The organism is Streptomyces sp. NPDC088197, assembly GCF_044741185.1.
GTDB lineage: Bacteria > Actinomycetota > Actinomycetes > Streptomycetales > Streptomycetaceae > Actinacidiphila.
The window spans coordinates 215362-240643 of the sequence record NZ_JBIUSD010000010.1 but is presented as its reverse complement, the minus strand read 5'-3'; the positions used below and the strand labels follow the sequence as shown (position 1 = coordinate 240643).

Sequence of the window (25282 nt, the reverse complement as noted above, 5' to 3'; positions counted from 1 at the left end):
ACGACCCTCAGGGCGCCTCCATCGTCACCGTGAACGAGAAGCGGTCACCCCGGTAATGGATGCGCACCACGTCCACCGCCCGGCCCGACTCGTCGTAGGTCACCCCGGTGTAGTGCAATATCGGGCTCAGCAGCGGCACTTGCAGCAGCCGCGCCGTCTCGGGGTCGGCCAGCCGCGCCTCCACGGTGTCGGTGATCCGGCTGATCCGCACGCCGAGCACGTCCCGCAGCACCTTCGTCATCGGCCACCGCTCCAGGTCGGCGAGGTCGATCCGGGCGCCGAGTTCCGGACGTACGAAATTCTCCGCCCAGTTGGTGGGCTCACCGCTCTCGTCGCAGCGCAGCCTGCGGTAGGCCATGGCCCGGTCGAGGTCGGGGAAGTGCTCGGCGGCCCCCGGCGGGAGCGGCTCGGAACCGTAGCGCAGCACCGCTGTACGGCCGCCGGACTGCTGCGCCACGATCGCGTCCACCGAGCCGAGCAGCTTCACCGGCGCCCCGCGCAGCGCCGTCGGCTCGATGAAGGTGCCACGCCTGCGGTGCCGGCTGATCAGGCCCTCGTCCTCCAGCTCCTTGAGCGCCTGCCGCATGGTGAGGACGCTCACCCCGTAGTGCCCGGCCAACTCGTCCTCGGTGGGCAGCCGCAGCGGGGCCTGCGCGTGGCGGCCCAGTATCGAGGCGCGCAACGACTGCGAGACCTGGTACCACAGCGGCAGCTTGCGGTTCAGGACGAGGGAGTCGGGGGCGAAGGACGTCACGGCCGGAAGTTTCTCGCAAGCCCCTCCCACACCCGGTCGTAGCCCCCCTGCCGGTGCTCCCCGTTCAGTGCGAACTCGGTGGGCACGACCGGCCAACGGGTCTCGAACATGAACGCCAGCCCGTCGTCCACGCGCTGCGGCGCCAGTTCGGCGGCGCTCGCCTTGTCGAAGGTGGCCCGGTCAGGTCCGTGCGCCGACATCATGTTGTGCAGCGAGGCGCCGCCGGGCACGAAGCCCTCGGCCTTGGCGTCGTACGCCCCCTCGATCAGGCCCATGAACTCGGTCATCACATTGCGGTGGAAGTACGGCGGCCTGAAGGTGTCCTCGCCGACCAGCCAGCGGGGGGCGAAGACCACGAAGTCCGCGCCCGCGAGCCCCGGCGTGTCCGAGGGCGAGGTGAGCACCGTGAAGATCGACGGGTCGGGGTGGTCGTAGCTGAGCGACCCCAGCACGTTGAAGCGGTGCAGGTCGTACACGTACGGCACATGGCTGCCGTGCCAGGCGACCACGTCGAGCGGCGAGTGGTCGTAGACCGCGGCCCAGAGATTGCCGCCGAATTTGTTGACCACCTCCGTCTGCTCGTCCCGGTCCTCGTAGGCGGCGACCGGGGCGCGGAAGTCCCGCGCGTTGGCGAGTCCGTTCGCACCGATCGGCCCCAACTCGGGGAGCTGGAAGGGCTGGCCGTAGTTCTCGCAGACGTAGCCGCTCGCCGTGCCGTCCGGCAGTTCGACGCGGAAGCGGACGCCGCGCGGGATCAGCGCGACCTCGCCCGGATCGGCGCGGATCAGCCCCAACTCGGTCCGCAGCAGCAGGGCGCCCCGCTGCGGCACGATCAGGAACTCGCCGTCCGAGGAGGAGAACACCCGGTCGTGCATCGAGAGGTTGGCCGCGTACCAGTGGATGCCGATGCCCTCACGGCGCAGCACATCGCCGTTGCCACCGACCGTGACCAGGCCGGTCACGAAATCCGTCGGCTCCTGCGGCATCGGCAGCGGGCCCCAGCGCAGCCGGTTGGGGTCGGGCTCCACGTCGAGGAACGGGGCGCTGCGCACCTGGCCGTTGGGGACGCGGCGGAAGGGCGGATGGGCGGCCGAGGGCCGGATCCGGTAGAGCCAGCTCCGTCGGTTGCGGGCGCGCGGCTCGGTGAACGCGGTGCCGCTGAGCTGTTCCGCGTAGAGCCCGAAGGGGGCGCGCTGCGGTGAGTTGCGCCCCTCCGGGAGCGCGCCCGCCACGGCTTCGCTGCTGTGCTCGTTGCCGAAGCCCGAGGAGTACGGCAGGTCCTTGCCGTCCTCGGCGTCGGCGCCGCCCGGCCCGTTCACGGCGTTCGTGGCGTTCATGGTCTGCTCCCGGTGGGGTCTCGTCCGTGATTCCTATGCTGACCCATAGGAATCACGGCGGCAACCCTCAGCCCGAGCCTGTGGAAAACTCCGCTGCCAGGGCCCGGACGGTGGCCGCGGCCGAGACCGCGTGGCCGCGCGCCGAGGCGTGCACCAGGTCGGCGCTGTACAGGTCGCGGTCGGCGACGGCGGGATGGTCGTACATCTCGACGACCACCGCGCCGTAGCGCTCCGCGACCGTCCGGGTCACCTGATTGAGGACGACGACGCCGCTCTCCAGCGGGCCGCCGCGCAGTTCCGGCACGGCCGCCGCGACATTCATCAGCGCGTACGCGAACAGGGTCCTGCCGGGCGCGGCCAGCCGGGAGAAGAGCAGGTCGAGCTCCTTCTCCAGCACCTCGGGGGAGAAGCCGGGCAGCAGCAGGTCGTTGCCGCCGCAGACGATCGCGACCAGGTCGGGCGCGAAGCGCGCGGCGCGCTCGGCCTGGTCGGCGCGTACCTGGCCCGCGGTGAGACCGCGCATGCCGAGGTTGAGATACGTCAGCTCCGGCACGACCCGGCGCAGGGCCTCCGCGGTGCGGTCGGCCCAGGGCACGGTGCGGTATCCGGGCACGGGGTCGCCCAGGCCCTCGGCGATGCTGTCGCCGACGACCGCGAAGCGCTTCCAGGGCGCGCCGCGCAACAGCCGGTCGCTCTCCTCGGGCGACAGGCAGTGGGGGTCGGCGGCCTCCGCCGGGTGGTCGGCCGCATAGGTGGCGGAGAAGGCGCTGACCGCGCTGCGGACGGGATCGGGACCGGGAGCGGGGACGGGACTCTGAGCGGGATCGGGATCGGGATCGGGATCGGGATCGGGGAGGGGAACGGGAACGGCGTCGCCGTGCTGCGTCATCTCAGGACTCCTTGGCAAGGGTGCGGGTCAGGCCGAGGCCGACCACGGCGGCGACGGCGGCAAGCGCGGCGCAGACGAGGAACACCTCGCGGAACGCCCGCGTCCCGTCCAGGCCGTGGGCGGCGATGACCGAGGCGGTCGCGGCGACGCCGAGCGCGCCGCCCAACTGCCGCGCGGTGGTGGTCATGCCGACGCCCGAGGCGAACTGCCTGGGCGGCAGCGATGTCGCGGCGGCGGTGGACAGGGCGGTGAGCGTGGCCCCGAAGGCGGCGCCGCCGATCAGGCCCATGGGCAGCCACAGCGCCAGGAAACGGGTGTCGGCGCCGAGTTGGAACCAGGTCCAGACGCTCACCGCGGCGAAGGCGGCCATGGACACGGCGACAACGGCGGGCAGATGGTGCGGCCGGGCGCGCTTGCCGACCACCAGCGCGGCCACCGCGGAGGTGAGCGCGCCGGGTGTGAGGGCGAAGCCCGCCTTGAGGACCGAGTAGTGCCACACGGTGGTGAGGAACAGCGGTCCGCAGAGCATCCAGGCGAAGAGCGCGGCCCCGGCGAAAGCGGCTGCGGCGGAGGCGACGGCGAAGGCGCTGTCGCGGAACAGGCCGGTCTCGACGGCGGGCGTCACCTGGTGCGTGGAACGGACGAGCGCCACGACGAGCAGTGCCGCGCCGCACAATGTGCTGCCCACAGTGGCCGCGGACGCCCAGCCCCAGTCGCTGCCCTTGCTGAGGCCGAGCACCAGCAGGCCGATGCCCAGGGTGACGGCGAGCGTGCCCAGCGGGTCGGGCAACCGCCGTTCCGCGCCGACGCGTTCCGGCAGGCCGCGCAGTCCCGCGGCCACCAGGAGGATGCCCACCGGCACATTGATGAGGAAAACGGAGCGCCAGCCGAAGGCGTCGACCAGCAGACCGCCCAGGCTCGGCCCGGCGGCGCTGGCCATCGAGCCCGCGGCGCCCCAGACGCCGATCGCCGCCGCGAGCCCGGCGGGGGGCGTGGTGGCGAGCAGCAGCCCGAGCGCGGCCGGGATCATCCCGGCCGCGGCGGCGCCCTGGAGGGCGCGGGCAGCGATCAGCCAGGGCAGGCCGGGCGCGGCGGCGCACAAGGCGGAGGCGACCGTGAAGCCGGTGAGCGACAGCAGGAAGACGCGCTTGCGGCCGAAGGCGTCGGCTATCCGTCCCGCCGGGGTGAGCAGCGCGGCGAAGAGCACCGCGTAGCTGCTCACGACCCACGACAGGTCGGACACGCGGTCGGCGGGGAAGCTCTCGGCCAGGTCGGGGAAAGCGACGTTGACGACGGTGGCGTCGAGGAACGCGATGAAGGTGGCGCCCGCGCTGAGCAGCAGGACGAGCCCCGGTCTGACGTCCGGGGTCCGTCCTGAGCCGGGCGGTGCGGGGAGGGTGGAAGCGGGGGAGGACATGGGCCGTCCTTGCCTTGGCAGCGAGAAACATACTGAGAGTACATACTGACGGTATGAAAATACATACCGAAGGTATGTGCGTGTCAAGAGTGGGCAGGCCCTAGGGTGGGAAGGGCATCGCGAACGACAGGAGGGCGCCGCCGTGGCAGCACCGCGCACAGGCACCGGAAGCGGGACGGGCACCGTCCCGGCCCGCAGGACGGCGGCACGCCCCACGCAGCGCGAGCGGTCGGACGCCACCGTCGAGGACCTGCTCACCGCGGCCCGCGCACTGTTCGCCGCCGAGGGCTACGCGGCCACCTCGCTGGACGCGGTCTGCGAGCGGGCGGGCGTCACCAAAGGCGCCCTTTACCACCACTTCTCCGGCAAGAGGCAGCTCTTCAGTGCCGTCTACACCCGCGAGCAGGAACGTCTCGCCCACCGGATCTCGACCGCGTATCTCCAGGTCGCCGACCCGTGGGAGGCGGTCTACGAGGGCAGCCGCGCCTATCTGGAGGCGTCCTTGGACCCCGAGGTGCAGCGCATCACGCTCTTCGACGCTCCGGGCGCGCTCGGCTGGGAGGCGATGCGCGACCTCGGCGTCAACTGCCGCCAACTCACCCTGCGCGGCGTGAAGTACGCCATCAAGGCGGGCGCGATCTCGCAGCGCCCCGCCGACCCGCTGACGTCGATGCTCTACGGCGGACTCAGCGAGAGCGCGATGGCGATCGTCAGGGCCGACGACCCGCCGGCCGCCCTGGCGGAAGCCCTCGCCGACCTGCGCAAGCTCTTCGACGCGCTCGCCGCGAAGGGCTGAGGGAGCCGTGCCACGGGCCGTGGGCGCCGACAGCGGACTGCGCCGCGCACCGGTGCAGCAGCGCAGCACCGAACGCCTGGAACGCATCCTCGACGCCTGCGCCCGGCTGTTGGACGAGGGCGGTTACGAGCGTCTCAGCACCCGCGCCGTCGCGGCCCGCGCGGGCGTCCCCATCGGGTCGGTCTACCGTTTCTTCTCCGACAAGCGCGCCCTCGCGGACGCCCTCGCCCACCGCAACCTCGACGAATTCCTCGACCGTACGGCCGCGCGTCTCGCGGAGCCCGGCACCGACCCCGACTGGCGCACGGCGGTGAACATCCTGGTCGACGAGTACACCGCCATGAAGCGCACCGCGCCCGGTTTCGCGCTGGTCGACTTCGGCGTGCCGGGCGAGACCAACCACGACCTCGCCGACCGGCTGCCCGCGCTGCTCGGCGAACGGCTCTCGGTCGATCCCTCGGAACCCCGGCTGCGGCTGGCCCTGGTGATCGCCGTCGAGACGGCGGACGCCGCGCTGCAACTCGCCTTCCGCACCGACCCGTCGGGCGACCCCGGGGTGATCTCCGAGACGAAGGAGCTGATCCGGGCCTATCTCGCGACCGTCCTGGACTGATCTCCCAGGCCCCCAGGCCCCCAGGCCCCCAGGCCCCCAGGCCCCCTGGCCTCCCCGCCCCTTCCCGGATCTCCCGCACCCGCCTCGCGAGGCCCGATGCCCGCTCCAGGGGTCGTTGTCAGTACCGCCGGGTAATGTCGAAGACGACCGCGCGCCAACGTCGCCGCCCGTCCAGGGGAGTCCCCGATGACCCGAACCGCCCTGCGCATCTGTCCGCTCTGCGAGGCCACCTGCGGCCTCACGCTGTCCGTCGACGACGGACGGGTGACGCACGCCCGCGGCGACCGGGACGACGTGTTCAGCGCGGGCTTCATCTGCCCCAAGGGCGCCGCTTTCGGCGCGCTCGACGCCGACCCCGACCGGCTGCGGCGCCCCCTGGTGCGCCGCGAGGGCCGGCTGACCGAGGCGACGTGGGACGAGGCGTACGCGGCCGTCGCCGCCGGGATCGGCGCGGTCACCGGCGCGCACGGCGGTGACGCGGTCGGCGTCGTCCTCGGCAACCCCAATGTGCACACGATGGCGGGCGGCCTCTACCCCGCGCAGCTCATCGCCGCGCTGCGCACCCGCCGCGTCTTCACCGCGAGCACGCTCGATCAGATGCCCAAGCACGTGTCCTGCGGCTACCTCTTCGGCGACCCGAACGCGATCCCGGTGCCCGACCTGGACCGCACCGACCATCTGCTGCTCATCGGCGCGAACCCGCTGGTGTCCAACGGCAGTCTGGCCACCGCCGCCGACTTCCCCGGCAAGCTCAAGGCGCTGCGGCGGCGCGGCGGCAGACTCGTCGTCATCGACCCGCACCGCACCAGGACCGCCCGCGCCGCCGACCGCCATGTGGCGCCCAGGCCCGGCACCGACGCGGCCCTGCTGCTCGCCATGGTCAGGACACTGTTCGCCGAAGGGCTCGCGGACCCCGGCGAACTGACCCCGTGGCTCAGCGGTGTGGCCGAAGTACGCGACCTGGTGACGGATTTCGCGCCGGAGGCGGTCGCCGCGTATTGCGACGTCCCGGCCGACGACATCCGGGCCCTGGCACGCGAGTTGGCGGCGGCCGAGCGCGCCGCGGTCTACGGGCGGCTCGGCAGCACCGCCGTGGAATTCGGCACCCTGGCGAGCTGGGCGGTCGACGTGCTCAACGCGCTGACCGGCAATCTGGACCGGCCGGGCGGCGCCATGTTCCCGCTCGCGGCCACCGCGCGGGCGCCCCGACCGCCCGGCCCCGGCAAGGGATTCCGCGTCGGCCGCTGGCACAGCCGGGTCTCGGGACACCCCGAGGTCAAGGGCGAACTGCCCGCCGCCGCCCTCGCCGAGGAGATCGACACCCCCGGGGACGGCCACCTGCGCGCCCTCGTCGTGGTCGCGGCCAACCCGGTGCTGTCCGCCCCCGACGGCCTGCGGCTCGACCGCGCCCTGGACGGCCTGGACTTCATGGTCAGCGTCGATCCGTATCTCAACGAGACCTCGCGCCACGCCGATGTGGTGCTGCCGCCGCCCCCGCCCGCGCAGAGCGCGCACTACGACTTCGCCTTCAGCACGCTCGCGGTCCGCAACACCGTCCGCTACAGCCCGCCCGCGGTGCCGCTGGAGGACGGACTGCTGGACGAACCGGAGATCCACGCCCGGCTGATCCTCGCCGTCCTGGGACAGACCCGGGGCCAGGGAGCCGACCCCGCGCTCGTGGACGAACAGGCGGTGGTCCGCAAGCTCACCGCCGAGACCGGCGACCCGCACTCGCCGGTCCACGGCCGGGACGTCGCGGAGCTGTCCGCCGCGCTCGGCGGGAGCACCGGATACGAGCGGCGGCTCGACATGATGCTGCGCCTCGGCCCGTACGGCGACGGCTTCGGCGCCGACCCCGACGGCCTCACCCTGGCGAGGGTCCTGGACCGGCCGCACGGCATCGACCTCGGCCCGCTGCGCCCGCGCGTGCCCGAGGTGCTGCGGACACCGTCCGGCACGGTCGAGCTGGCGCCCGAGGCCGTTGCCGCCGATCTGCCGCGGCTGCGGGCCGCGGTGACGCGCGGCGCGGACGGCGAAGGGCTGGTCCTCATCGGGCGCCGCCATCTGCGGTCCAACAACTCCTGGATGCACAATGTGCCCGCGCTCACCGGCGGCACCAACCGCTGCACGGCGCAGATACACCCCGTCGACGCGGCCCGGCTCGGGCTGGCCGACGGGGCGCTCGCCCTGATCAAGGGCGACGGCGGGGAGATCACCGCGGCCGTCGAGATCACCGACGCGCTGCGCCCCGGAGTGGTCAGCGTGCCGCACGGCTGGGGTCACGACCGCGAGGGCACCCGGCTGACCGAGGCGGCCCGCGAGCCGGGCGTCAACGTCAATCAGTTGCTCGACGGCACGCGGCTCGACCCGCTCTCCGGCACGGCCGTGCTCAACGGATTCCCGATACGGATGGAGGCCGTCCGCTGACCCGCGCCGCGCCCGTGACACGGCCGGGTGACACGGCGCCGCCGAGTGGTGTGACACCCGGACAGCGGGGCACGGGACCCCTGGGCGCGGGTCGCCCGGGGAGGGCGGCCGGACGTCACGGGCCCGGCCCGGCCCCGCGCGGAGCCCGGGTCGTCGGGTGTTCCCGGCGCGACGTGACTGACGGCACGCGACACACCCTGGCCACAAAAAACTAACGGCGCTAGTTTGGGCGTCGGACGCAGAGCGGTGACCCCGGAGGGCAGCAACGGTGGACGGTACGGCAGAGGGCGCACAGGACCTGGTGACATCGCGCGACGCCCTGTACATCGGCGGGAAGTGGCGCCCCGCCGCGGGCGGCGGCCGGATCGACGTCGTCAACCCGGTGACCGAGAAGGTCATCGGACAGGTGCCCGCGGGCACCGCGGAGGACGTGGACGAGGCCGTACGCGCCGCGCGCGCCGCCCTGCCCGGCTGGGCGGCCACCCCGCCCGCGGAACGCGGCGCGATACTCGGCGCGGTACGCGACCTGATGGCGGCGCGCCGCGAGGAGATCGCCGCGACCGTCGCCGCCGAGTTGGGTGCCCCGCCCGCCTTCGCCGCCGCCGTCCACACCGACATGCCCACCGCCGTCATGGGCAGCTTCGCCGCGCTCGCCGCCGGGTACGGCTTCGAGGAACAGGTCGGCAACTCACGGGTGTTCCAGGAGCCGGTCGGCGTCGTCGGCGCGATCACGCCGTGGAACTACCCGCTGCACCAGGTCGTCGCCAAGGCCGCCCCCGCGCTGGCCGCGGGCTGCACCGTGGTGCTCAAGCCCGCGGAGGACACCCCGCTGGTCGCCCAGCTCTTCGCCGCGATCCTCGACGAGGCCGGGCTCCCCGCCGGAGTCTTCAACCTGGTCACCGGCCTCGGCCCGGTCGCCGGACAGGCGCTCGCCGAGCACCCAGGCGTGGACATGGTCTCCTTCACCGGTTCCACCGCGGTCGGACGGCAGATCGGCGCCACCGCGGGCGCCGCCGTCAAGCGCGTCGCGCTCGAACTGGGCGGAAAGTCCGCGAACGTCATCCTCCCCGGCGCCGACCTCGCCCGCGCCGTCAACGTCGGCATCGCCAACGTCTTCGCCAACTCCGGCCAGACATGCAGCGCCTGGACCCGGATCCTCGTCGACTCCGCGCGCTACGACGAAGCCGTCGAGGCGGCCACCGCGGCAGCCGCCAAGTACGTACCCGGCGAACGGCTCGGCCCGGTCGTCAACGCCAAGCAGCGCGAGCGGGTGCGCGGCTATATCCGGCGCGGCGCCGCGGAAGGCGCGCGGATCGTCGTCGGCGGCCCCGACGCGCCGGACGGACTGGAGACCGGCTACTACGTACGCCCCACTGTCTTCGCCGACGTCGACCCCGGTATGACGATCGCCCAGGAGGAGATCTTCGGCCCGGTCGTCGCCCTGATCAGGTACGAGGACGAGGACGACGCCCTGCGCATCGCCAACGGCACGGTCTACGGGCTCGCGGGCGCGGTCTGGGGCGCCGACGACGCGGAGGCCGTCGCCTTCGCCCGCCGGATGGACACCGGACAGGTCGACATCAACGGCGGCCGGTTCAACCCGCTGGCGCCCTTCGGCGGTTACAAGCAGTCCGGAGTCGGCCGCGAGCTGGGCGCGCACGGGCTGGCGGAGTACCTCCAGACCAAGTCCCTCCAGTTCTGACCGCAGGACCGCACGAACCGCTCCCCCTCCCGACCCGTTCGGGCCGACTCGGTCGACCGGGATCACCCCGGCCGACCCGGTCCGACCGGCCCGATGCCCCACCCCGCTCACGCCCGCTCGCCCGCACCCGCACCCGCACCCGCATCCGTCCGCATCCGCCAGCCCCCGACCGCATCCGTCCGCATCCGGATCCGCTCGCAGCCCCGCACCCAGGAGACCTCGTGGTACGCGCAGCCGTCCTGCCCGCCGTCAACGCGCCGCTGGCCGTCGCCGACATCGAGCTGCCCGACCCCGGACCCGGACAGGTCCGGGTCCGGCTGGCGGCGGCGGGCGTGTGCCACTCCGACCTGTCGCTGTCCAACGGGACGCTGCGCCAGCCGGTACCCGCCGTCCTCGGCCATGAGGGCGCGGGCACGGTGGTGTCGGTCGGAGACGGCGTCGGCCATCTCGCCCCCGGTGACCGCGTGGTCCTCAACTGGGCGCCAGCCTGCGGCGACTGCCACTTCTGCGGCCTCGCCGAGCCCTGGCTGTGCGCCAACTCCGCCACGGCAGCCGCCAGTCCGTACGCCACGCTGGCCGCCGACGGCAGCCCGCTCTACCCGGGCCTGGGCACCGCCGTCTTCGCCGAGGAGACCGTGGTCGCCGCGGGCGCGGTCCTGCCGCTCCCCGACGGCGTCCCGCTCACCGACGCCGCGCTGCTCGGCTGCGCCGTACTCACCGGCTACGGCGCGGTGCACCACTCGGCGCGGATCCGTACCGGCGAGAGCGTCGCCGTCTACGGGGTCGGCGGCGTGGGGCTCGCCGTGCTCCAGTCGGCGCGGATCGCGGGCGCCGAGCGGATCATCGCGGTCGATGTCGCGCCCGCCAAGGAGGAGCTGGCGCGGGCGGCCGGCGCCACCGACTTCGTCGTCTCCGGGGACGACACGGCCAAGCGGATCCGCAAGCTCACCGACGGCTTCGGCGCCGACGCGGCCATCGAGTGCGTGGGCCGCGCCGACACCATCCGCACCGCCTGGTCCTCCACGCGCCGCGGCGGCCGTACGACAGTGGTCGGCATCGGCGGCCAGGACCAGCAGGTCACCTTCACCGCGCTGGAACTCTTCTACTTCGGCCGCACGCTCTCCGGCTGCGTGTACGGAAACTGCGACCCGGCCGTGGATCTGCCGGTGCTCGCCGAGCACGTACGGGCGGGCCGCCTCGACCTGTCCGCCATGGTCACCGACCGCATCACGCTCGACGGCATCCCGGCGGCCTTCGAGGCGATGACCGCCGGGCGCGGCGGCCGGGCGCTGGTGGTCTTCTGACCGGTCGGTCGGGCCGGATTCCCGCGGGACCGCGCACCCGCCGCTGTCAGCGGGCGCGTCCCCAGGCGTACGTCTAGGCGTACGTCTACGCGTACGCCTACGCCTGCGCGCCGTCGACCATCGCCAGCCAGTGCCGGTGAGTGCCGTCGAAGGGACCGGTGCCCTCCGCCACCGCCGTCATCAGCCACGCGGCGGCGGATTCGGCGGCGCCGATCACATCGGCGGGGTAGCCGTACCGCACCTGGTGCTCGGCGAATTCGTCCTCGTCGACCAGGATCGGCAGGTCGGCGCCGCGCTTGAGCAGGACGTCCAGGTCGAGGTCGACCATGGTGACCTCGGCGGGGGACGGCCACCGCGGCGGGGTGGTGATGTCGCAGTAGATCTCGGTGCGGCGGGGCGCGGCGTTGAAGGTCGCCGTCCACCAGGCGTCGCGCGGGAAGAGGATGATGTGCGCCTCGGGGATCGGGACGTGGGGGTTGTGGCCCTTGCGCACCAGGCCGAAGCCGGGAAGGCCGAGCCATACGCCGTGCTCGTCCTCACCGAGCCGCCGCATCCGCAGATTCCAGTGCAGAGTGCCGTCGTATTTGCGGTAGTTGACCTGGACGAAGTCGGGCTCGGGGCCCTGCGGGACCGGTTCTGACATGGCGCCATCCTGTCAGCAGGCGCGGCAGGTCCGCCCCCGGATTTCCCGCCGGGAGGCCACCCGCGCCGGGGCTCACGCCGGGGCGGTTCCCGGGCCCGCGAGCGCCTCGAACTGCACGGCCAGACCGTCGATCAGCGCGCGCAGCCCCGTCTCGAAGGCGCCGCTGTCGATCTGCCGCTGGTGCTTGGCGAGGAGGTGGGCCTGGCCGAGGTGCGGATAGTCGGCGGGGTCGTAGACGTCCGCGTCGCCGACGAAGCCGCCCGCGAAGGAGCCGAGCGCGGAGCCGGTGACGAAGTAGCGCATGAGGGCGCCGATCCGGGTGGCGTGGGCGGGCGGCCAGCCCGCCTCGACCATGCCGCCGAAGACGGCGTCGGCCATCCGGAGCCCGGCGGGCCGCAGGCCGGGCCCGACGGCGAGGAACGGCACGATGTGCGGGTGGTCGGTGAGGGCGGCGCGGTAGGAGCGACCCCAGTCGAGCAGCGCCTGCCGCCAGTCCCTGCCGTCACCGAACATCGACAGGTCGACCTGGGTGACGACGGTGTCGGCCGCCGCGTCGAGGATGGCTTCCTTGGTGGCGAAGTGGTTGTAGAGGGAGGGCCCGCTCACGCCCAGTTCGGCCGCGAGCCGCCGGGTGGACAGGGCCGCCAGACCCTCCTCGTCGATGAGGGCGAGGGCCGCCGTGACGATCCGGTCGCGGCTGAGCAGGGGCTTGCGGGGGCGGGCCATGCGGCACATAGTAGAGCCTGCCGCCCGAAAACTAGCGGTGGTAGTTTCAAAGGATCGTCCGGACGATCGTGGGATGCGGTGACGACGCAGTGAACCTTGAGCTGACCGAGGAGCAGGCCGCCGTCAAGGAGCTGGCCAGGGACTTCACCGAGCGCGAGATCACGCCGAACGCGGTGGCGTGGGACCGCGCCGAGAGCGTGGACCGTGCCATCGTGAAGAAGCTCGGCGCGCTCGGTTTCCTGGGGCTGACCGTCGACGAGGAGTACGGCGGCTCCGGCGGCGACCACCTCGCCTACTGCCTGGTGACCGAGGAGCTGGGCCGCGGCGACTCCTCCGTGCGCGGCATCGTCTCGGTCTCGCTCGGGCTGGTCGCCAAGTCGATCGCGCGCTGGGGGAGCGAGGAGCACAAGCGCGCGTGGCTGCCCCGGCTCACCGCGGGCGACGCGGTCGGCTGCTTCGGGCTGACCGAGCCGGGCACCGGTTCGGACGCCGCGAATCTCACCACCCGCGCGGTACGGGACGGTGACTCGTACGTGATCACCGGCAGCAAGATGTTCATCACCAACGGCACCTGGGCCGATGTCGTCCTGCTCTTCGCCCGCACCGGTCGCGCCGACGAGGGGCACAAGGGCGTCAGCGCCTTCCTGGTGCCGACCGACACGGCGGGCCTGACCCGCCGAGAGATCCACGGCAAGCTCGGGCTGCGCGGGCAGGCGACGGCCGAGCTGGTCCTCGACGGCGTCCGCGTCCCGGCCTCCGCGATGCTCGCGCCCGAGGGCAAGGGCTTCTCCGTGGCGATGTCCGCGCTGGCCAAGGGCCGGATGTCGGTCGCGGCGGGCTGCGTCGGCATCGCCCAGGCGTGCCTGGACGCGGCGGTGGCGTACGCGGGGGAGCGCGAGCAGTTCGGCGCGCCGATCGCCGGGCGCCAGCTCGTCCAGGAGCTGCTCGCCGACATCGCGGTGGACGTGGACGCGGCCCGGCTGCTCACCTGGCGGGTCGCCGACCTGATCGACCGCGGGCTGCCCTTCGCCACCGAGTCCTCGGTCGCCAAGCTCTACGCGAGCGAGGCCGCCGTGCGCTGCGCCAACAACGCCCTCCAGGTCTTCGGCGGCTACGGCTACATCGACGAGTACCCGGCGGGCAAGCTGCTGCGGGACGCGCGGGTCATGACGCTGTACGAAGGCACCAGCCAGATACACAAGCTGCTGATCGGACGGGCGCTGACCGGCGTATCGGCGTTCTGACCGCAGGCCGCGCACCCGTACGCACCCGTACCGCTTCCACGCACCGCGCCCCCGTACCGCTTCGACGTCCTGTCTCGACGTCCCCCTGCCCTGGTCACGACAAGTGACGAGCGACCGCTTAGTATCTAAGCGCTTGCTCAGCCCCGCGATAGGGTGGCGGCTGTGACCGGCGGTGAGGAGCGTGCGATGAGCGTCGAGGCGACAACCGGCGAGGCGTGGGGGGACATCAGCCCCGACGCCGCGAGGCGGCTGGTGATCGCGGCGGTGCAGGCGTTCGCCGAGCGCGGCTACCACGCCACGACCACCCGCGACATCGCCGGGCGCGCGGGCATGAGCCCCGCCGCGCTCTACATCCACTACAAGACCAAAGAGGAACTGCTCTACCAGATCAGCAAGGTCGGCCACCTGCGCTCGCTCGCCATGCTCTCCGAGGCCAGGGACGGCGACGGCAGCCCGGCCGAACGGCTGGAGAGCGCCGTACGCGCCTTCGTCCGCTGGCACGCCGAGCACCACACGACCGGGCGGGTCGTGCAGTACGAGCTGGGCGCGCTCGCCCCCGAGCACCACGCGGAGATCGTGGCGCTGCGGCGGCAGAGCGAGGACGCGATCCGCACGATCATCAAGGACGGCGTGACGGCGGGCGAATTCGACGTCCCCGAGGTCTCCGGGACCACGCTCGCCGTGCTGTCGCTCTGCATCGACGTGGCCCGCTGGTTCAACCCCGAGGGCCGCAGGACCCCGGACGAGGTCGGCGCGCTCTACGCCGACCTCGTGCTGCGCATGGTGCGGCCCACGGCCTGAGGGCGCGACCCGCGCGAACGCGTCCACGGACAGCCGCCCGAACGCGTCCGCAGAGCTACAGATAGAAGCGGGCCACCGTCTCCGCCACGCACACCGGCTTGTCGCCGCCCTCGCGCTCGATGGTCACCTTCGTCACGAGCTGGATGCCGCCGCCCACCTCGGTGACCTCCGCGACCTCGGCGGTCGCGCGGAGCCGGGAGCCGACCGGTACGGGAGCGGGGAAACGCACCTTGTTCACGCCGTAGTTGACGCCCATCTTCACGCCCTCGACCAGCAGGAGCCGCGGGGTGAGGGACGGGATCAGGGAGAGCGTCAGATAGCCGTGCGCGATGGTCGTGCCGAACGGGCCGAGCGCCGCCTTCTCCGCGTCGACGTGGATCCACTGGTGGTCCCCGGTGGCCTCGGCGAACAGGTCGATCCGCTTCTGGTCGATCTCCTGCCACTCGGTCCAGCCGAGCTGTTCGCCGACGGCGGCGCGCAGTTCGTCCGGCGAAGCGAAGATGCGGGGCTGCGACATGGGGTGGCCTCCAGGGGCGGTCCGGTACGGCGCGCTACGGGGTTTCTAAGCGCTTGCTCAGCGACTCTCAGCATGGTTCGGGGGCCGCCGGGTGTCAATCGCCGCCGCGCGGTCGGCCGCCCCTCGCGCCGCCCGGCCGCCGATCCCGTACCCCCGGCTCCCGCGCCGATCCCGTACCCCCGGCTCCCGCGCCGATCCCGTACCCCCGGCTCCCGCGCCGCTACCAGAGCTCCGGCCGCCGCCCCGCCCAGGGCCTGGCCCGTTCCAACTGCGCCGACAGCGACACCAGCGTCGCCTCGTCGCCGTACCGCCCGCCCAGCATCACGCCGATCGGCAGCCCCGCGTCCGTCCAGTGCAGCGGGACGCTGACCGCGGGCTGGCCCGTCGCGTTGTACAGCGGGGTGAAGGGCGTGAAGGCGGCCATCGCGTCGAATTCGGCCGTCGGGTCCGCGTCGTCGCGCATGCCCCCGACCAGGGCGGGCGGCTGCGCGAGCGTCGGCGTCAGGATCACGTCGTACGACGTCAGGAGCGCGTCCGCGATGAGCTGGCCGAGCATGCGGAAGACGTAGAGGGCGCCCGCGAAGTCCAGCCCCGACACCTTGCCGCCCGCCGCCCGCAGATGCCGGGTCAGCGGCATCAGCAAGTGCTCGTCGCCCGGCGCGACCGGCCGGGCCGCGGCCATCACCGACCAGACCGCGTTGAACGCCTGCCGCACCGAGTCGTCCACCGGCAGCGCCATCTCGTCCACGTCGTGGCCCAGTTCGCGCAGCAGCCCCGCCGCGCCGTCGAGCGCGGCCCGGCAGTCGGGGTGCAGCGCGACGCCGGGCACCGGCGGATCGGCGAGCGCCACCACGCGCAGCGGCCCCGGCTCGCGGCGGGCGTGGGAGAGGAAGGTCTCGCCGGGCGGCAGCGAGGGCGCCCCGTACGGGGCGCCGGCCTCGGGGCCCGCGAGGATGTCGAGCAGCGCCGCCGCGTCGGCGACGGTACGGGCGATCGGGCCCGACGTGCTGAGCCCGCTCACGTCGTGCAGGACGGGACCGCCGCTCACCCGGCCGCGGCTCGGTTTTATGCCGAACAGCCCGCAAACCGAGGACGGGATACGGATCGAGCCGCCGCCGTCGCTGCCCTGCGCGACCGGCGCGAGGCCGCCCGCCACCGCCGCCCCGGCGCCACCGCTCGAACCGCCCGCCGACCGCTCCAGGTCCCAGGGCGTGCGGGCGGGCGGCGCCAGCCGGTTCTCGGTGTAGCAGGGCAGCCCGAACTCGGGGGTGTTGGTCTTGCCGAGCAGGATCGTGCCCGCCTTGCGCAGCCGGGCCGCCACATGGTCCTCGGCGTCGGGTACGTGCTCCGCGAAGGCCGCGGAACCGAAGGTGCAGCGCACACCCGCCACCAGATTCAGGTCCTTGACCGGCACCGGGACGCCGTGCAGCACGGGCAGTTCGTCGGCCGCGCCCTCGCGCCGCGCGGCCAGCGCCCACGCCTCGGCCTCCGCCGCCTGCTTGCGGGCGACCTCCGGCGTCACGGTGATGAACGCGCCGAGCGTCGCGTCGAGCCGGTCGATCCGCTCCAGATAGTGCTCGGTCAACTCGACCGGCGACACCGCCCCCTCACGTACCGCAGCCGCCTGCTCCACCGCCGTCAGATCGTGCAACTGGGCCATGCCCGCTCCCGCCTTCCGCCGCTCGTACCGCCGTGCGCCACGCGTCGTGCGCCGCGATCCTCGCACTACCGGCGGGTAGCGACCAGCCCCTCGGCGGACCCGGTCACCGCCCGGAACCCGTCATGCCTGATGACCACGGCCCCGTGGCGGTGACGCCCGTCGGCCGGTGACGCCGCCGACCGGTGACGGCCGTCGCCCCGCCGTCGGCCACTATGGAGCGGAGCCGACGGGCCAAAACGAGTGGCACCCGCCATCCCGATCGGGGACCATCGCGAACGCCCGAGCCCGCCTGTGAACGACCAGCACCGCCAAGGAGCCACATGAGCCTGCGCCACCACGAGATCGCCGAGGCGGACAACCGCATCCTCAACCCCCTCAGCCAGGAGAAGCTGCGGCTGCTCGGTGAGATCTGCCGGTTGAAGGAGGGGCAGCGGCATCTCGACCTCGCCTGCGGGAAGGGCGAGATGCTGGCCGGCTGGGCGAAGCGGTACGGCACGGGCGGTGTCGGCGTCGACCTCAGCGAGGTCTTCCTGACGGCGGCGCGCGAGCGGGCCGCGGAATTCGGCGTGTCGGAGAGCGTGACCTTCGAGCGTGGCGACGCCGGGAAATACCAGCCGGAGCCCGCCGCCTTCGACATCGCCTCGTGCCTCGGCGCCACCTGGATCGGGGACGGCCTCGCGGGCACGATCGAGCTGCTGCGGCCCGCCCTGCGCCCCGGCGGACTCATGCTGATCGGCGAGCCGTACTGGCACGAGACACCTCCGGAGGAGGCGTACGAGGCCCTCGGCACCGAGCCGGACGACTTCGTGTCGCTCAGCGGCACCCTGGACCGCTTCGAGGCGGCGGGCGTCGACCTGGTCGAAATGGTGCTGGCCGACGGCGACAACTGGGACCGCTACTACGCGCCCCAGTGGTTCGCGATCTCCGAATGGCTCCGCCGCACCCCCGCCGACCACCCCGACGTACCGGCCATGCGCGAATTCCTCGACCACCAGCGGCGCGGCCATCTCACCTACGGCAAGCGCTACTTCGGCTGGGGCGTCTTCGTCCTGCGCCCCCGCTGACCGCGACGCGCGCCGCTGCTCCCGGCGTGCCCCGCTGACCGCGACGCGTGCCCGCCGACCCCAACGCGCCCCCACTCACCCCAACGCGCCCCCCACCCCCCCCCGCGGCCGCGGGAGTCGGGGACGACGGGATGTGGGGGAAGTGAAAAGCTGACGCATGTTCATCTTCCGGGAAGGAGGTACCGGCGGTAACGTCCGGGGACTGGTATCCGGAAGGAGCAGACATGCCGCTGCGGACCCCACGACGGATCGGCAAGCTGGGCAGGATCGGCAAGTGGAGAACGGCGACAGCCGCGGCGCTGCTGGCGCTCGGGGCCACCTTGGTGGCCCCGTTGCCGCTGGCGGCGCAGGCCGCGGACAACTCGGGCGACTACTGCGCGGGACAGTGCTCTGACATTCTGCCGCCTGGCGAGAACGGCAACGCCACGCTCGCGGACATTCTGGCGAACAAGGTGCTCGGGACACGCCCCGCGCACACCTCTGACCAGCTCGGACCGTATTCGTCGCTCGCCGACGGATACCCAGGGCTGACCGACGCGACCATCAGCAACTTCTTCAACAGCTCGTCCTTCGGCGTCCCTTCGGGCCAGGTCGCCTCGGTGATCAGCCCGCGCTCGGACGTGACGATCACCCGTGACAAGGCGACGGGCGTCCCCCACATCAAGGGCACGACCAGGCAGGGCACGGAGTACGGCGCCGGATACGCGGCGGCGCAGGACCGGCTGTGGCTGATGGACCTCTTCCGGCACGTCGGACGCGGCGAACTGTCGTCGTTCGCGGGCGGCGCGGCGGCCAACCGCGGCCTGGAGCAGGAGTTCTGGCGGCAGGCCCCGTACACCGAGGCCGACCTCCAGGACCAGGTCACCCGGCTGGCGAACAGCGGCGGCGCCCGCGGCCAGCAGGCGCTCGCCGACGCGCAGGCGTACGTCGACGGCATCAACGCCTACATCACGCAGTCCAAGAACGGCCGTTACTTCCCCGGCGAGTACGTCCTCACCGGGCACATGGACGCGATCACCAACGCGGGCACGATCGACCCGTTCCAGCTCACCGACATGATCGCGCTCGCCTCGGTGATCGGCGCGTTGTTCGGCACCGGCGGCGGCGGAGAGGTGGAGTCCGCGCTGTCGCTGCTGGCGGCGCAGCAGAAGTACGGGGTCGCCGAGGGCACCAAGGTCTGGGAGTCCTTCCGCGAGCGGGACGACCCCGAGGCCACGCCCACCGTGCACGACGGCAGCAGCTTCCCGTACGCCGGCAAGCCCGCGCAGGCCAAGGGCCAGGCGCTGCCCGACGCCGGCTCGGTCGTACCGGAACCGCTGGTCTACGACGCGACCGGCGGCGCCAAGCAGGCCACCACCAAGAGCCCCGGAGTGCTGCCGAGCAACCTCTTCTCCGGCGACGCCACGAAGAAGGGAATGTCCAACGCTCTCGTGGTCAGCGGCGCGCACACCGCCAGCGGCCACCCGGTCGCCGTCTTCGGTCCGCAAACCGGCTATTTCGCGCCACAGTTGCTGATGCTCCAGGAGTTGCAGGGCCCCGGCATCAGCGCGCGCGGCGCGTCCTTCGCGGGCCTGGGCATGTACGTGGAACTCGGCCGGGGCCAGGACTACGCCTGGAGCGCGACCTCCGCGAGCCAGGACGTCACCGACACCTACGCCGTGGAGCTGTGCCAGGACTCCACGCACTATGTGCTGCACGGCGCGTGCGTGCCGATGGAGAAGCTGGAACGCACCAACTCCTGGTCGCCGACCGTCGCCGACTCCACGGCGGCGGGCTCGTACCGCATGCAGGTCTGGCGCACGGCGTACGGCCCGGTGCAGTACCGGGCGACCGTCGGCGGCAAGGCCGTCGCCTATACGGCGCTGCGCAGTTCGTACCGGCACGAGGCCGACTCGATCCTGGGCTTCCAGGAGCTGAACGACCCCGGATTCGTGCACGACGCCGCCTCGTTCCAGCGGGCGACGCAGGACATCAACTACACCTTCAACTGGTTCTACGCGGACTCCCAGCACACCGCGTACTACAACAGCGGCACCAACCCGGTCAGGGCGGACGGCGTGGACCCGTCGTTCCCGGTGTGGGCGCAGGCCGCCTACGACTGGCGCGGCTGGGACCCGGTGACCAACACCGCCTCCTACACCCCGCCCGCGCAGCATCCGCAGTCCGTCGACCAGGACTACTACGTGTCGTGGAACAACAAGCAGGCCAAGGGGTACACCTCGGCGGGCTTCGGCAACGGCTCCGTGCACCGCGCCGACCTGCTGGAGGACCGGGTGAAGGCGCTCACCCAGGCGGGCGGCGTCACCCGCGCCGCGCTCACCAAGGCCATGGCGGACGCGGCGCTCACCGACCTGCGCGGTGAGGACGTCCTGCCCGACCTGCTCCAGGTGATCCACAGCGCACCGGTCACCGATCCCCAGGAGGCCACCGCCGTACAGCAGTTGGAGGCGTGGAGCACGGCGGGCACCAAGCGGCACGAGACCTCGCCCGGCTCGCACACGTACGCCAACGCCGACGCGGTACGGGTGATGGACGCGTGGTGGCCGCTGCTGATCGCGGGCGAGTTCCAGCCCGGCCTCGGCAGCGACCTCTACAACGCGCTGGCCGCGAACCTCGCGATCGACGAGTCGCCGTCCGCGGGACACGGGCCGACCGGCTCGCACGCGGGCAGCGCCTTCCAGTACGGCTGGTGGTCGTACGCCGACAAGGATCTGCGCAAGGTGCTCGGCAAGCCGGTGCAGGGCGCTCTCGACCAGACGTACTGCGGCGGCGGCCAACTGGCCGCCTGCCGCGACATGTTGCTGTCCACGCTGAAGCAGGCGGCGGCCGTCCCGGCGGCCACCGTCTACCCGGCCGACGACAGCGGCTGCTCCGCCGGTGACCAGTGGTGCGCCGACTCGATCGTCCAGCGTCCGCTGGGCGGAGTCACGGACGACCGGATCGCGTGGCAGAACCGGCCCACCTTCCAGCAGGTGGTGGAATTCCCGTCACACAGGTGACGCGTTCCGCTCAGGGGTGAGCCCTTGAGCGGTCCGCGGTGACAGTCGCGGGCCGGGTCCTCAGCCGGGGACCCGGCCCGCGGCGCGCAGCACCAGGCGGGCCAGCTCCTCGTGGCAGATGTCGCTGTGCGCGCCGGACGGCGGCCCGCCCGAGCACACCACCGAGGACGCGTCCACGCTGACGCAGCCGGTCCTCGGCAGCTCACCGGCCAGGGCCCGCTCCAGGGTCAACTCCGGTGCGCCGTCCAGAGCTTGGAAGCCGTCGTGGCCCAGCGCGCCCCAGCGTTCGCCGAAGCCGAGCAGATCCGCTCCCGCGTGGGCGATGTCGCCGAGCAGCGACTCGTCCTCACCCGCGAGCCGCGAGGCCAGCGGGTAGAACACGCCGAGCGCCTGGTCGTGCCGCGAATGGCAGGCCACCAGGGGCCCGGTGACCCGCTGTTGTCTGCCGTGCAGCGCCCCGCCCCGCGCGTCGAAGGGCTGCGGGCCGCTGAACGCGTAGTGCGAGAGGGCCCCTTGGAGCAGGGTCACCGACGAGACCCGGACGGTGGACGGCATGCCGTCCAGGGCGAAGGACACCAGCCGCGCGCCGAAGCTGTGCCCGATCAGGTGAACCCGGACCGAGGGCGCCCGGCGCGCCAGCACCCCGAGCAGCGGCCCGAGCCCGCGCTGCCCGACGGTCCCCGCGCGCCGCTTCATCGCGTAGTACGTGGCCTGCCGAAGCAACTCCTTGGCGCCGTCCCACACGCGCCGGCCGAGCCCGCCGAACAGCGCCTCGCCGGAGACGGGTTGGGCCGGGGCGACCTCGGCGCCCGCTGTCGCCAGGGCGTCGGCCAGTGAGAGGCAGGTGGTGACGGGGTCCTGGGTGAAGAGGAGCGGCTCGGCGCCCGGCGCGGTGCCCATGTCCTCGGCGAGGAGGCTCTGGGCGGCGACGCCTTGTGCGGCGGGAATCTGTGCGGCGGGACCTGAGGCGGCGGGACCCCGTGCGCCGGGAGTCCGTGCGGCGGCGCCCGGACTCGGCGGCAGTCCGGTGAGCGTACGGACCAGCGCGGCGAATTCGTCCAGCCGCTCGGGCGCTTCCGGCCGCTCGGCCAGCAGTTCCGCGATCCGGTCGAGCGTCGGTCCGCTGCCGGGGAAGACCTCGCCGAGCGCGGCCCTGGTCAGGGGGTCGAGCGCGGCGCCCGACGCGGCGGCGCCGTCCGCCACGGGCGCGGCGAGCGTCGGGGAGGTGCGCGGGAAATCGGGGATGGGCTCGTCGCTGAAGCGCATCGACGGCCAGTGCACGCCGACGTAGCCGAAGCGGAGGTCCGGCGCGGCGGCCAGCAGGCCGGGGAAGGGGCCGAAGAAGCCGTCGTAGAGCGCGGTCGCGGTGGCGATGTCGTTGTTCCAGCCGTGCGAGAAGACCACCAGATCGGTCCGGTCCCCGACCGCCTCCAGCAGCGCGTCCCGCTGCCGGGGGTCGGGGTCGCCGTCCGCGTCGAAGGTCAAATCCCAGTACGGCCGGACGCTGGTCACTGAGGTGCCGGTCACGGCCATGGTGCCCCCCTGGAAATACGCCGTGATGGTGTGGTTCGCCCGCATCATCCCGACAGGGCCGGGTGTCGTCCATCCCCCGGACGGCTGAATACGCACCGGCTACGTACGCGGCGGCACCGGCTACGTACATGGCGCGCGGGCGGACCCCAGGCCCCGGCGTCCGGGGTCCGCCCCCGGCGCCCGGCCCGGCACTACCGGATTGTGTGACCGACCGCTTAGTATGCGAAGGAGCCGAGTCGAGTCGAAGGAGACACGATCGTGGTCGTGGAAGCAGTGCGCGGCGCCCGGGTGGTCGTCACCGGGGCGGGCGGCGGCATCGGAGCCGCCCTCGCCCGCAGATTCGCCGCCGAGGGCGCCCGGGTCGTGGTGAACGACCTGGACGCCGACGCCGCCCGCGCGGTCGCCGACGAGATCGGCGCGGCCGTCGTCCCCGGCGACGCCTCCGGCATCGTGCCCGCCGCCCGCACCGCGCTCGGCGGCGGCGTCGACATCTTCTGCGCCAACGCCGGGGTCGGCACCGGCGGCGGCCCCGAGGCGGACGACGCCGCCTGGGAGCTGGCCTGGGACGTCAACGTCATGAGCCATGTCCGCGCCGCCCGCGCGCTGCTCCCCGAATGGCTGGAGCGCGGACAGGGGCGCTTCGTGTCCACCGTCTCGGCCGCCGGACTGCTGACGATGATCGGCGCGGCCCCGTACTCGGTCACCAAGCACGGCGCGCTCGCCTTCGCCGAATGGCTCTCGCTCACCTACCGGCACCGCGGCGTCCACGTGCACGCGGTGTGCCCGCAGGGCGTGCGCACCGCGATGCTCCGCTCCACCGGGGTCGCGGGCGACCTCGTGCTCGCGCCGAACGCCATCGAGCCCGAGGACGTCGCCCAGGCGGTGCTCGACGGCATCGCGGCCGACCGCTTCCTGATCCTGCCGCACCCCGAGGTCGCCGGTTATTACGCGGCCCGCGCCGCGGAACCCGACCGCTGGCTCCGCGGCATGAACAAACTCCAGCGCACCTACGAGGAGTTGCGGGCGAAGGAAGCTGGACGGGCCGAGGGCGCGGGGAAGGCCGGGAAAGCCGAGGACACAGGGCGAGCCGGGCAGACCACGGAATCCGCCAACGCCCCCGCGCGGGAAGGGGAACCGGCATGACCACCTACGCCGACCAGCCCTGGCTCAAGCACTTCACCGACGAGCAGCGCGAGGACGTCGAGCACCCGCCGTCCGTCCTGCACACCTTCCTCGACGTCGCCGCGCGGATACCCGACCACCGCGCGCTCGCCTACTTCGACGGCGCGCTGAGCTACCGCGAACTCGACGCCCTCTCCGACGGGTTGGCCCGGCATCTGGCCGCGCGCGGCTTCGCCCCCGGCGACCGCCTCGCGGTCATGCTGCAAAATGTGCCGCAGTTCGTCGTCGGCCTGCTCGCCGCGTGGAAGGCGGGCGGCACCGTCATCCCGGTCAACCCCATGTACAAGCAGGGCGAGTTGGCGCACATCCTGACCGACGCCGGGGCCGCCGCGATCCTCTGCTCGGAGCGCGCCTGGCAGGGATACGTCCGCGCCACCGTCGTCGACTCGCCGGTCCGCATCGCGCTGACCGCCAGCGAATTCGACCTCCAGACGCGCGACGACAGCCGCGTACTGACCGGGGAACGGCCGCCCGCGCAGGCCGGTGAGGGCGCGGACGACGTCCTCACCGCCGCCCGCGCCGCGGCCGGACCGCGCCCCGACGTCCCCCTGCCCGCCGCCCGCGACATCGCGCTGATCAGCTACACCTCGGGCACCAGCGGCAAGCCCAAGGGGGCGCTCAACACACACGGCAACATCTCCTTCAACGCCCACCGGCAGGTACGCGTCCAGGGCTTCGCCGACGACGCCGTCATCTTCGCGCTCGCGCCGCTCTTCCACATCACCGGCATGGTCTGCCAGTTGTCGGCGGGGCTGGCGGGCGGACACACCGTCGTCCTCGCGTACCGCTTCGAGCCGGGCGTGGTGCTCGACGCCTTCCGCGAGCACCGCCCGACGTACACCGTCGGCCCGTCCACCGCCTTCATGGCGCTGCTGGCCAGGCCCGACGCCGACGCCGCGGACTTCGCGTCCTTCCGGCTGATCTCCTCGGGCGGCGCGCCGCTGCCGCCCGCCGTGGTGGAGGGCTTCCGCGCCCGCTCCGGCGGCCTCTACCTCGCCAACGGCTACGGCCTCACCGAGTGCACGGCCCCCTGCGCCAGCGTCCCGCCCGGCACCGAGGCCCCCGTCGACCCCGCGTCCGGCACCCTCGCCGTCGGCGTTCCGGGTCCCGGCACGATGGTCCGGATCCTGGACGACACGGGCGCCGAGGTGCCCTTCGGCGAATCCGGTGAGATCGCCGTCACCGGACCGATGGTCGTACCGGGCTACTGGAACCGGCCGGAGGAGTCCGCGGCGGCCCTGCCCGGCGGCGAGCTGCTGACCGGCGACATCGGCTTCATGGACGAGGACGGCTGGCTCTATGTCGTCGACCGCAAGAAGGACATGATCAACGCGTCCGGCTTCAAGGTCTGGCCGCGCGAGGTCGAGGACGTCCTCTACACCCACCCCGCGGTCCGCGAGGCGGCCGTCGTCGGCGTCCCCGACGCCTACCGCGGCGAGAGCGTCAAGGCGTACGTCAGCCTGCGGCCCGGCGCCACCGCGGGACCCGAGGAGATCGTCGCCTACTGCAAGGACCGGCTCGCCGCCTTCAAATACCCGCGCGAGGTCGAGGTGCTCGGCGACCTCCCCAAGACGGCCACCGGGAAGATCCTCCGGCGCGAACTCAAGGTCCGGGCCGGATAGGGTTCCCTACCGGCCGGAACGCGCGTCGCTTTGTCGGTACGGCGCCACATCG

At 73.0% G+C, this 25282-nt stretch carries 20 protein-coding genes; 11 read left to right on the top strand and 9 right to left on the bottom strand.

Annotated elements, in window-relative coordinates; genetic code table 11:
- Positions 1–7: 7 nt before the first annotated feature.
- The 4 genes from ACIOC1_RS24270 to ACIOC1_RS24255 all read right to left on the bottom strand — a co-directional run bounded on the left by ACIOC1_RS24270 (position 8) and on the right by ACIOC1_RS24255 (position 4397).
- A complete protein-coding gene (locus ACIOC1_RS24270; protein ID WP_355333412.1) occupies positions 8–754 on the bottom strand; it encodes a GntR family transcriptional regulator in 747 nt (248 codons plus the stop codon).
- The gene (hmgA, locus tag ACIOC1_RS24265) at positions 751–2091 is read right to left on the bottom strand and encodes a homogentisate 1,2-dioxygenase (RefSeq protein ID WP_401856329.1); all 1341 of its coding nucleotides are present in this window, start codon (positions 2089–2091) and stop codon (positions 751–753) included. The genes ACIOC1_RS24270 and hmgA overlap by 4 nt, the downstream gene beginning before the upstream one ends.
- Positions 2092–2158: 67 nt before the next feature.
- Positions 2159–2980 carry an SGNH/GDSL hydrolase family protein gene (locus ACIOC1_RS24260; protein WP_401856328.1) on the bottom strand — a complete coding sequence of 274 codons (822 nt, stop codon included), beginning with the start codon at positions 2978–2980 and terminating at the stop codon, positions 2159–2161.
- 1 nt (position 2981) lies between these two features.
- The gene (locus ACIOC1_RS24255) at positions 2982–4397 is read right to left on the bottom strand and encodes a DHA2 family efflux MFS transporter permease subunit (RefSeq protein ID WP_401856327.1); all 1416 of its coding nucleotides are present in this window, start codon (positions 4395–4397) and stop codon (positions 2982–2984) included.
- A 142-nt stretch (positions 4398–4539) separates the two neighbouring features.
- On the opposite strand from ACIOC1_RS24255, the gene ACIOC1_RS24250 reads away from it, so the two are divergent.
- The 5 genes from ACIOC1_RS24250 to ACIOC1_RS24230 all read left to right on the top strand — a co-directional run bounded on the left by ACIOC1_RS24250 (position 4540) and on the right by ACIOC1_RS24230 (position 11239).
- Positions 4540–5193, top strand: a complete 654-nt coding sequence (locus ACIOC1_RS24250) for a helix-turn-helix domain-containing protein (protein WP_355333404.1) — start codon at positions 4540–4542, stop codon at positions 5191–5193.
- Between the two features lie 7 nt (positions 5194–5200).
- Positions 5201–5806 carry a TetR/AcrR family transcriptional regulator gene (locus ACIOC1_RS24245; RefSeq protein WP_355333401.1) on the top strand — a complete coding sequence of 202 codons (606 nt, stop codon included), beginning with the start codon at positions 5201–5203 and terminating at the stop codon, positions 5804–5806.
- 186 nt (positions 5807–5992) lie between these two features.
- Entirely contained in the window at positions 5993–8233 is a 2241-nt protein-coding gene (locus ACIOC1_RS24240; protein ID WP_401856326.1) for a molybdopterin-dependent oxidoreductase, read from the top strand.
- A 301-nt stretch (positions 8234–8534) separates the two neighbouring features.
- Complete coding sequence (locus ACIOC1_RS24235; protein WP_401856358.1) at positions 8535–9935, top strand: aldehyde dehydrogenase family protein; 1401 nt, start codon at positions 8535–8537, stop codon at positions 9933–9935.
- A gap of 221 nt (positions 9936–10156) precedes the next feature.
- Positions 10157–11239, top strand: a complete 1083-nt coding sequence (locus tag ACIOC1_RS24230) for a zinc-binding dehydrogenase (protein ID WP_391048521.1) — start codon at positions 10157–10159, stop codon at positions 11237–11239.
- A gap of 97 nt (positions 11240–11336) precedes the next feature.
- Here the strand turns inward: ACIOC1_RS24230 and ACIOC1_RS24225 are convergent, their stop codons facing one another.
- Positions 11337–11882: a DUF402 domain-containing protein gene (locus ACIOC1_RS24225; protein ID WP_391161273.1), complete on the bottom strand. Its 546-nt coding sequence runs from the start codon at positions 11880–11882 to the stop codon at positions 11337–11339.
- 72 nt (positions 11883–11954) lie between these two features.
- Positions 11955–12608 (bottom strand): TetR family transcriptional regulator, encoded by a 654-nt coding sequence (locus ACIOC1_RS24220; RefSeq protein ID WP_391161271.1) that lies wholly within the window; start codon positions 12606–12608, stop codon positions 11955–11957.
- An 89-nt stretch (positions 12609–12697) separates the two neighbouring features.
- On the opposite strand from ACIOC1_RS24220, the gene ACIOC1_RS24215 reads away from it, so the two are divergent.
- The gene (locus ACIOC1_RS24215; RefSeq protein ID WP_391048517.1) at positions 12698–13852 is read left to right on the top strand and encodes an acyl-CoA dehydrogenase family protein; all 1155 of its coding nucleotides are present in this window, start codon (positions 12698–12700) and stop codon (positions 13850–13852) included.
- A 186-nt stretch (positions 13853–14038) separates the two neighbouring features.
- A complete protein-coding gene (locus tag ACIOC1_RS24210) occupies positions 14039–14653 on the top strand; it encodes a TetR/AcrR family transcriptional regulator (RefSeq protein ID WP_355333387.1) in 615 nt (204 codons plus the stop codon).
- 55 nt (positions 14654–14708) lie between these two features.
- Here the strand turns inward: ACIOC1_RS24210 and ACIOC1_RS24205 are convergent, their stop codons facing one another.
- Together ACIOC1_RS24205 and ACIOC1_RS24200 are read right to left on the bottom strand one after the other, a co-directional pair.
- Positions 14709–15170 (bottom strand): MaoC family dehydratase, encoded by a 462-nt coding sequence (locus ACIOC1_RS24205; RefSeq protein ID WP_355333385.1) that lies wholly within the window; start codon positions 15168–15170, stop codon positions 14709–14711.
- Between the two features lie 220 nt (positions 15171–15390).
- Positions 15391–16830 (bottom strand): amidase, encoded by a 1440-nt coding sequence (locus ACIOC1_RS24200; RefSeq protein ID WP_355333382.1) that lies wholly within the window; start codon positions 16828–16830, stop codon positions 15391–15393.
- Positions 16831–17150: 320 nt separating this feature from the next.
- On the opposite strand from ACIOC1_RS24200, the gene ACIOC1_RS24195 reads away from it, so the two are divergent.
- Positions 17151–17894 (top strand): class I SAM-dependent methyltransferase, encoded by a 744-nt coding sequence (locus ACIOC1_RS24195; RefSeq protein WP_355333380.1) that lies wholly within the window; start codon positions 17151–17153, stop codon positions 17892–17894.
- Between the two features lie 224 nt (positions 17895–18118).
- Positions 18119–20893 (top strand): penicillin acylase family protein, encoded by a 2775-nt coding sequence (locus ACIOC1_RS24190; RefSeq protein ID WP_401856325.1) that lies wholly within the window; start codon positions 18119–18121, stop codon positions 20891–20893.
- Positions 20894–20953: 60 nt separating this feature from the next.
- On the opposite strand, the gene ACIOC1_RS24185 is transcribed toward ACIOC1_RS24190, so the two are convergent.
- Positions 20954–22420 (bottom strand): serine-threonine protein kinase, encoded by a 1467-nt coding sequence (locus tag ACIOC1_RS24185; RefSeq protein ID WP_401856324.1) that lies wholly within the window; start codon positions 22418–22420, stop codon positions 20954–20956.
- Positions 22421–22690: 270 nt separating this feature from the next.
- Between ACIOC1_RS24185 and ACIOC1_RS24180 the strand changes: the two genes are divergently transcribed.
- A complete protein-coding gene (locus ACIOC1_RS24180; RefSeq protein WP_401856357.1) occupies positions 22691–23569 on the top strand; it encodes an SDR family oxidoreductase in 879 nt (292 codons plus the stop codon).
- Positions 23566–25230: an AMP-binding protein gene (locus ACIOC1_RS24175; RefSeq protein WP_401313553.1), complete on the top strand. Its 1665-nt coding sequence runs from the start codon at positions 23566–23568 to the stop codon at positions 25228–25230. The genes ACIOC1_RS24180 and ACIOC1_RS24175 overlap by 4 nt, the downstream gene beginning before the upstream one ends.
- The last annotated feature ends 52 nt before the right edge of the window (positions 25231–25282 follow it).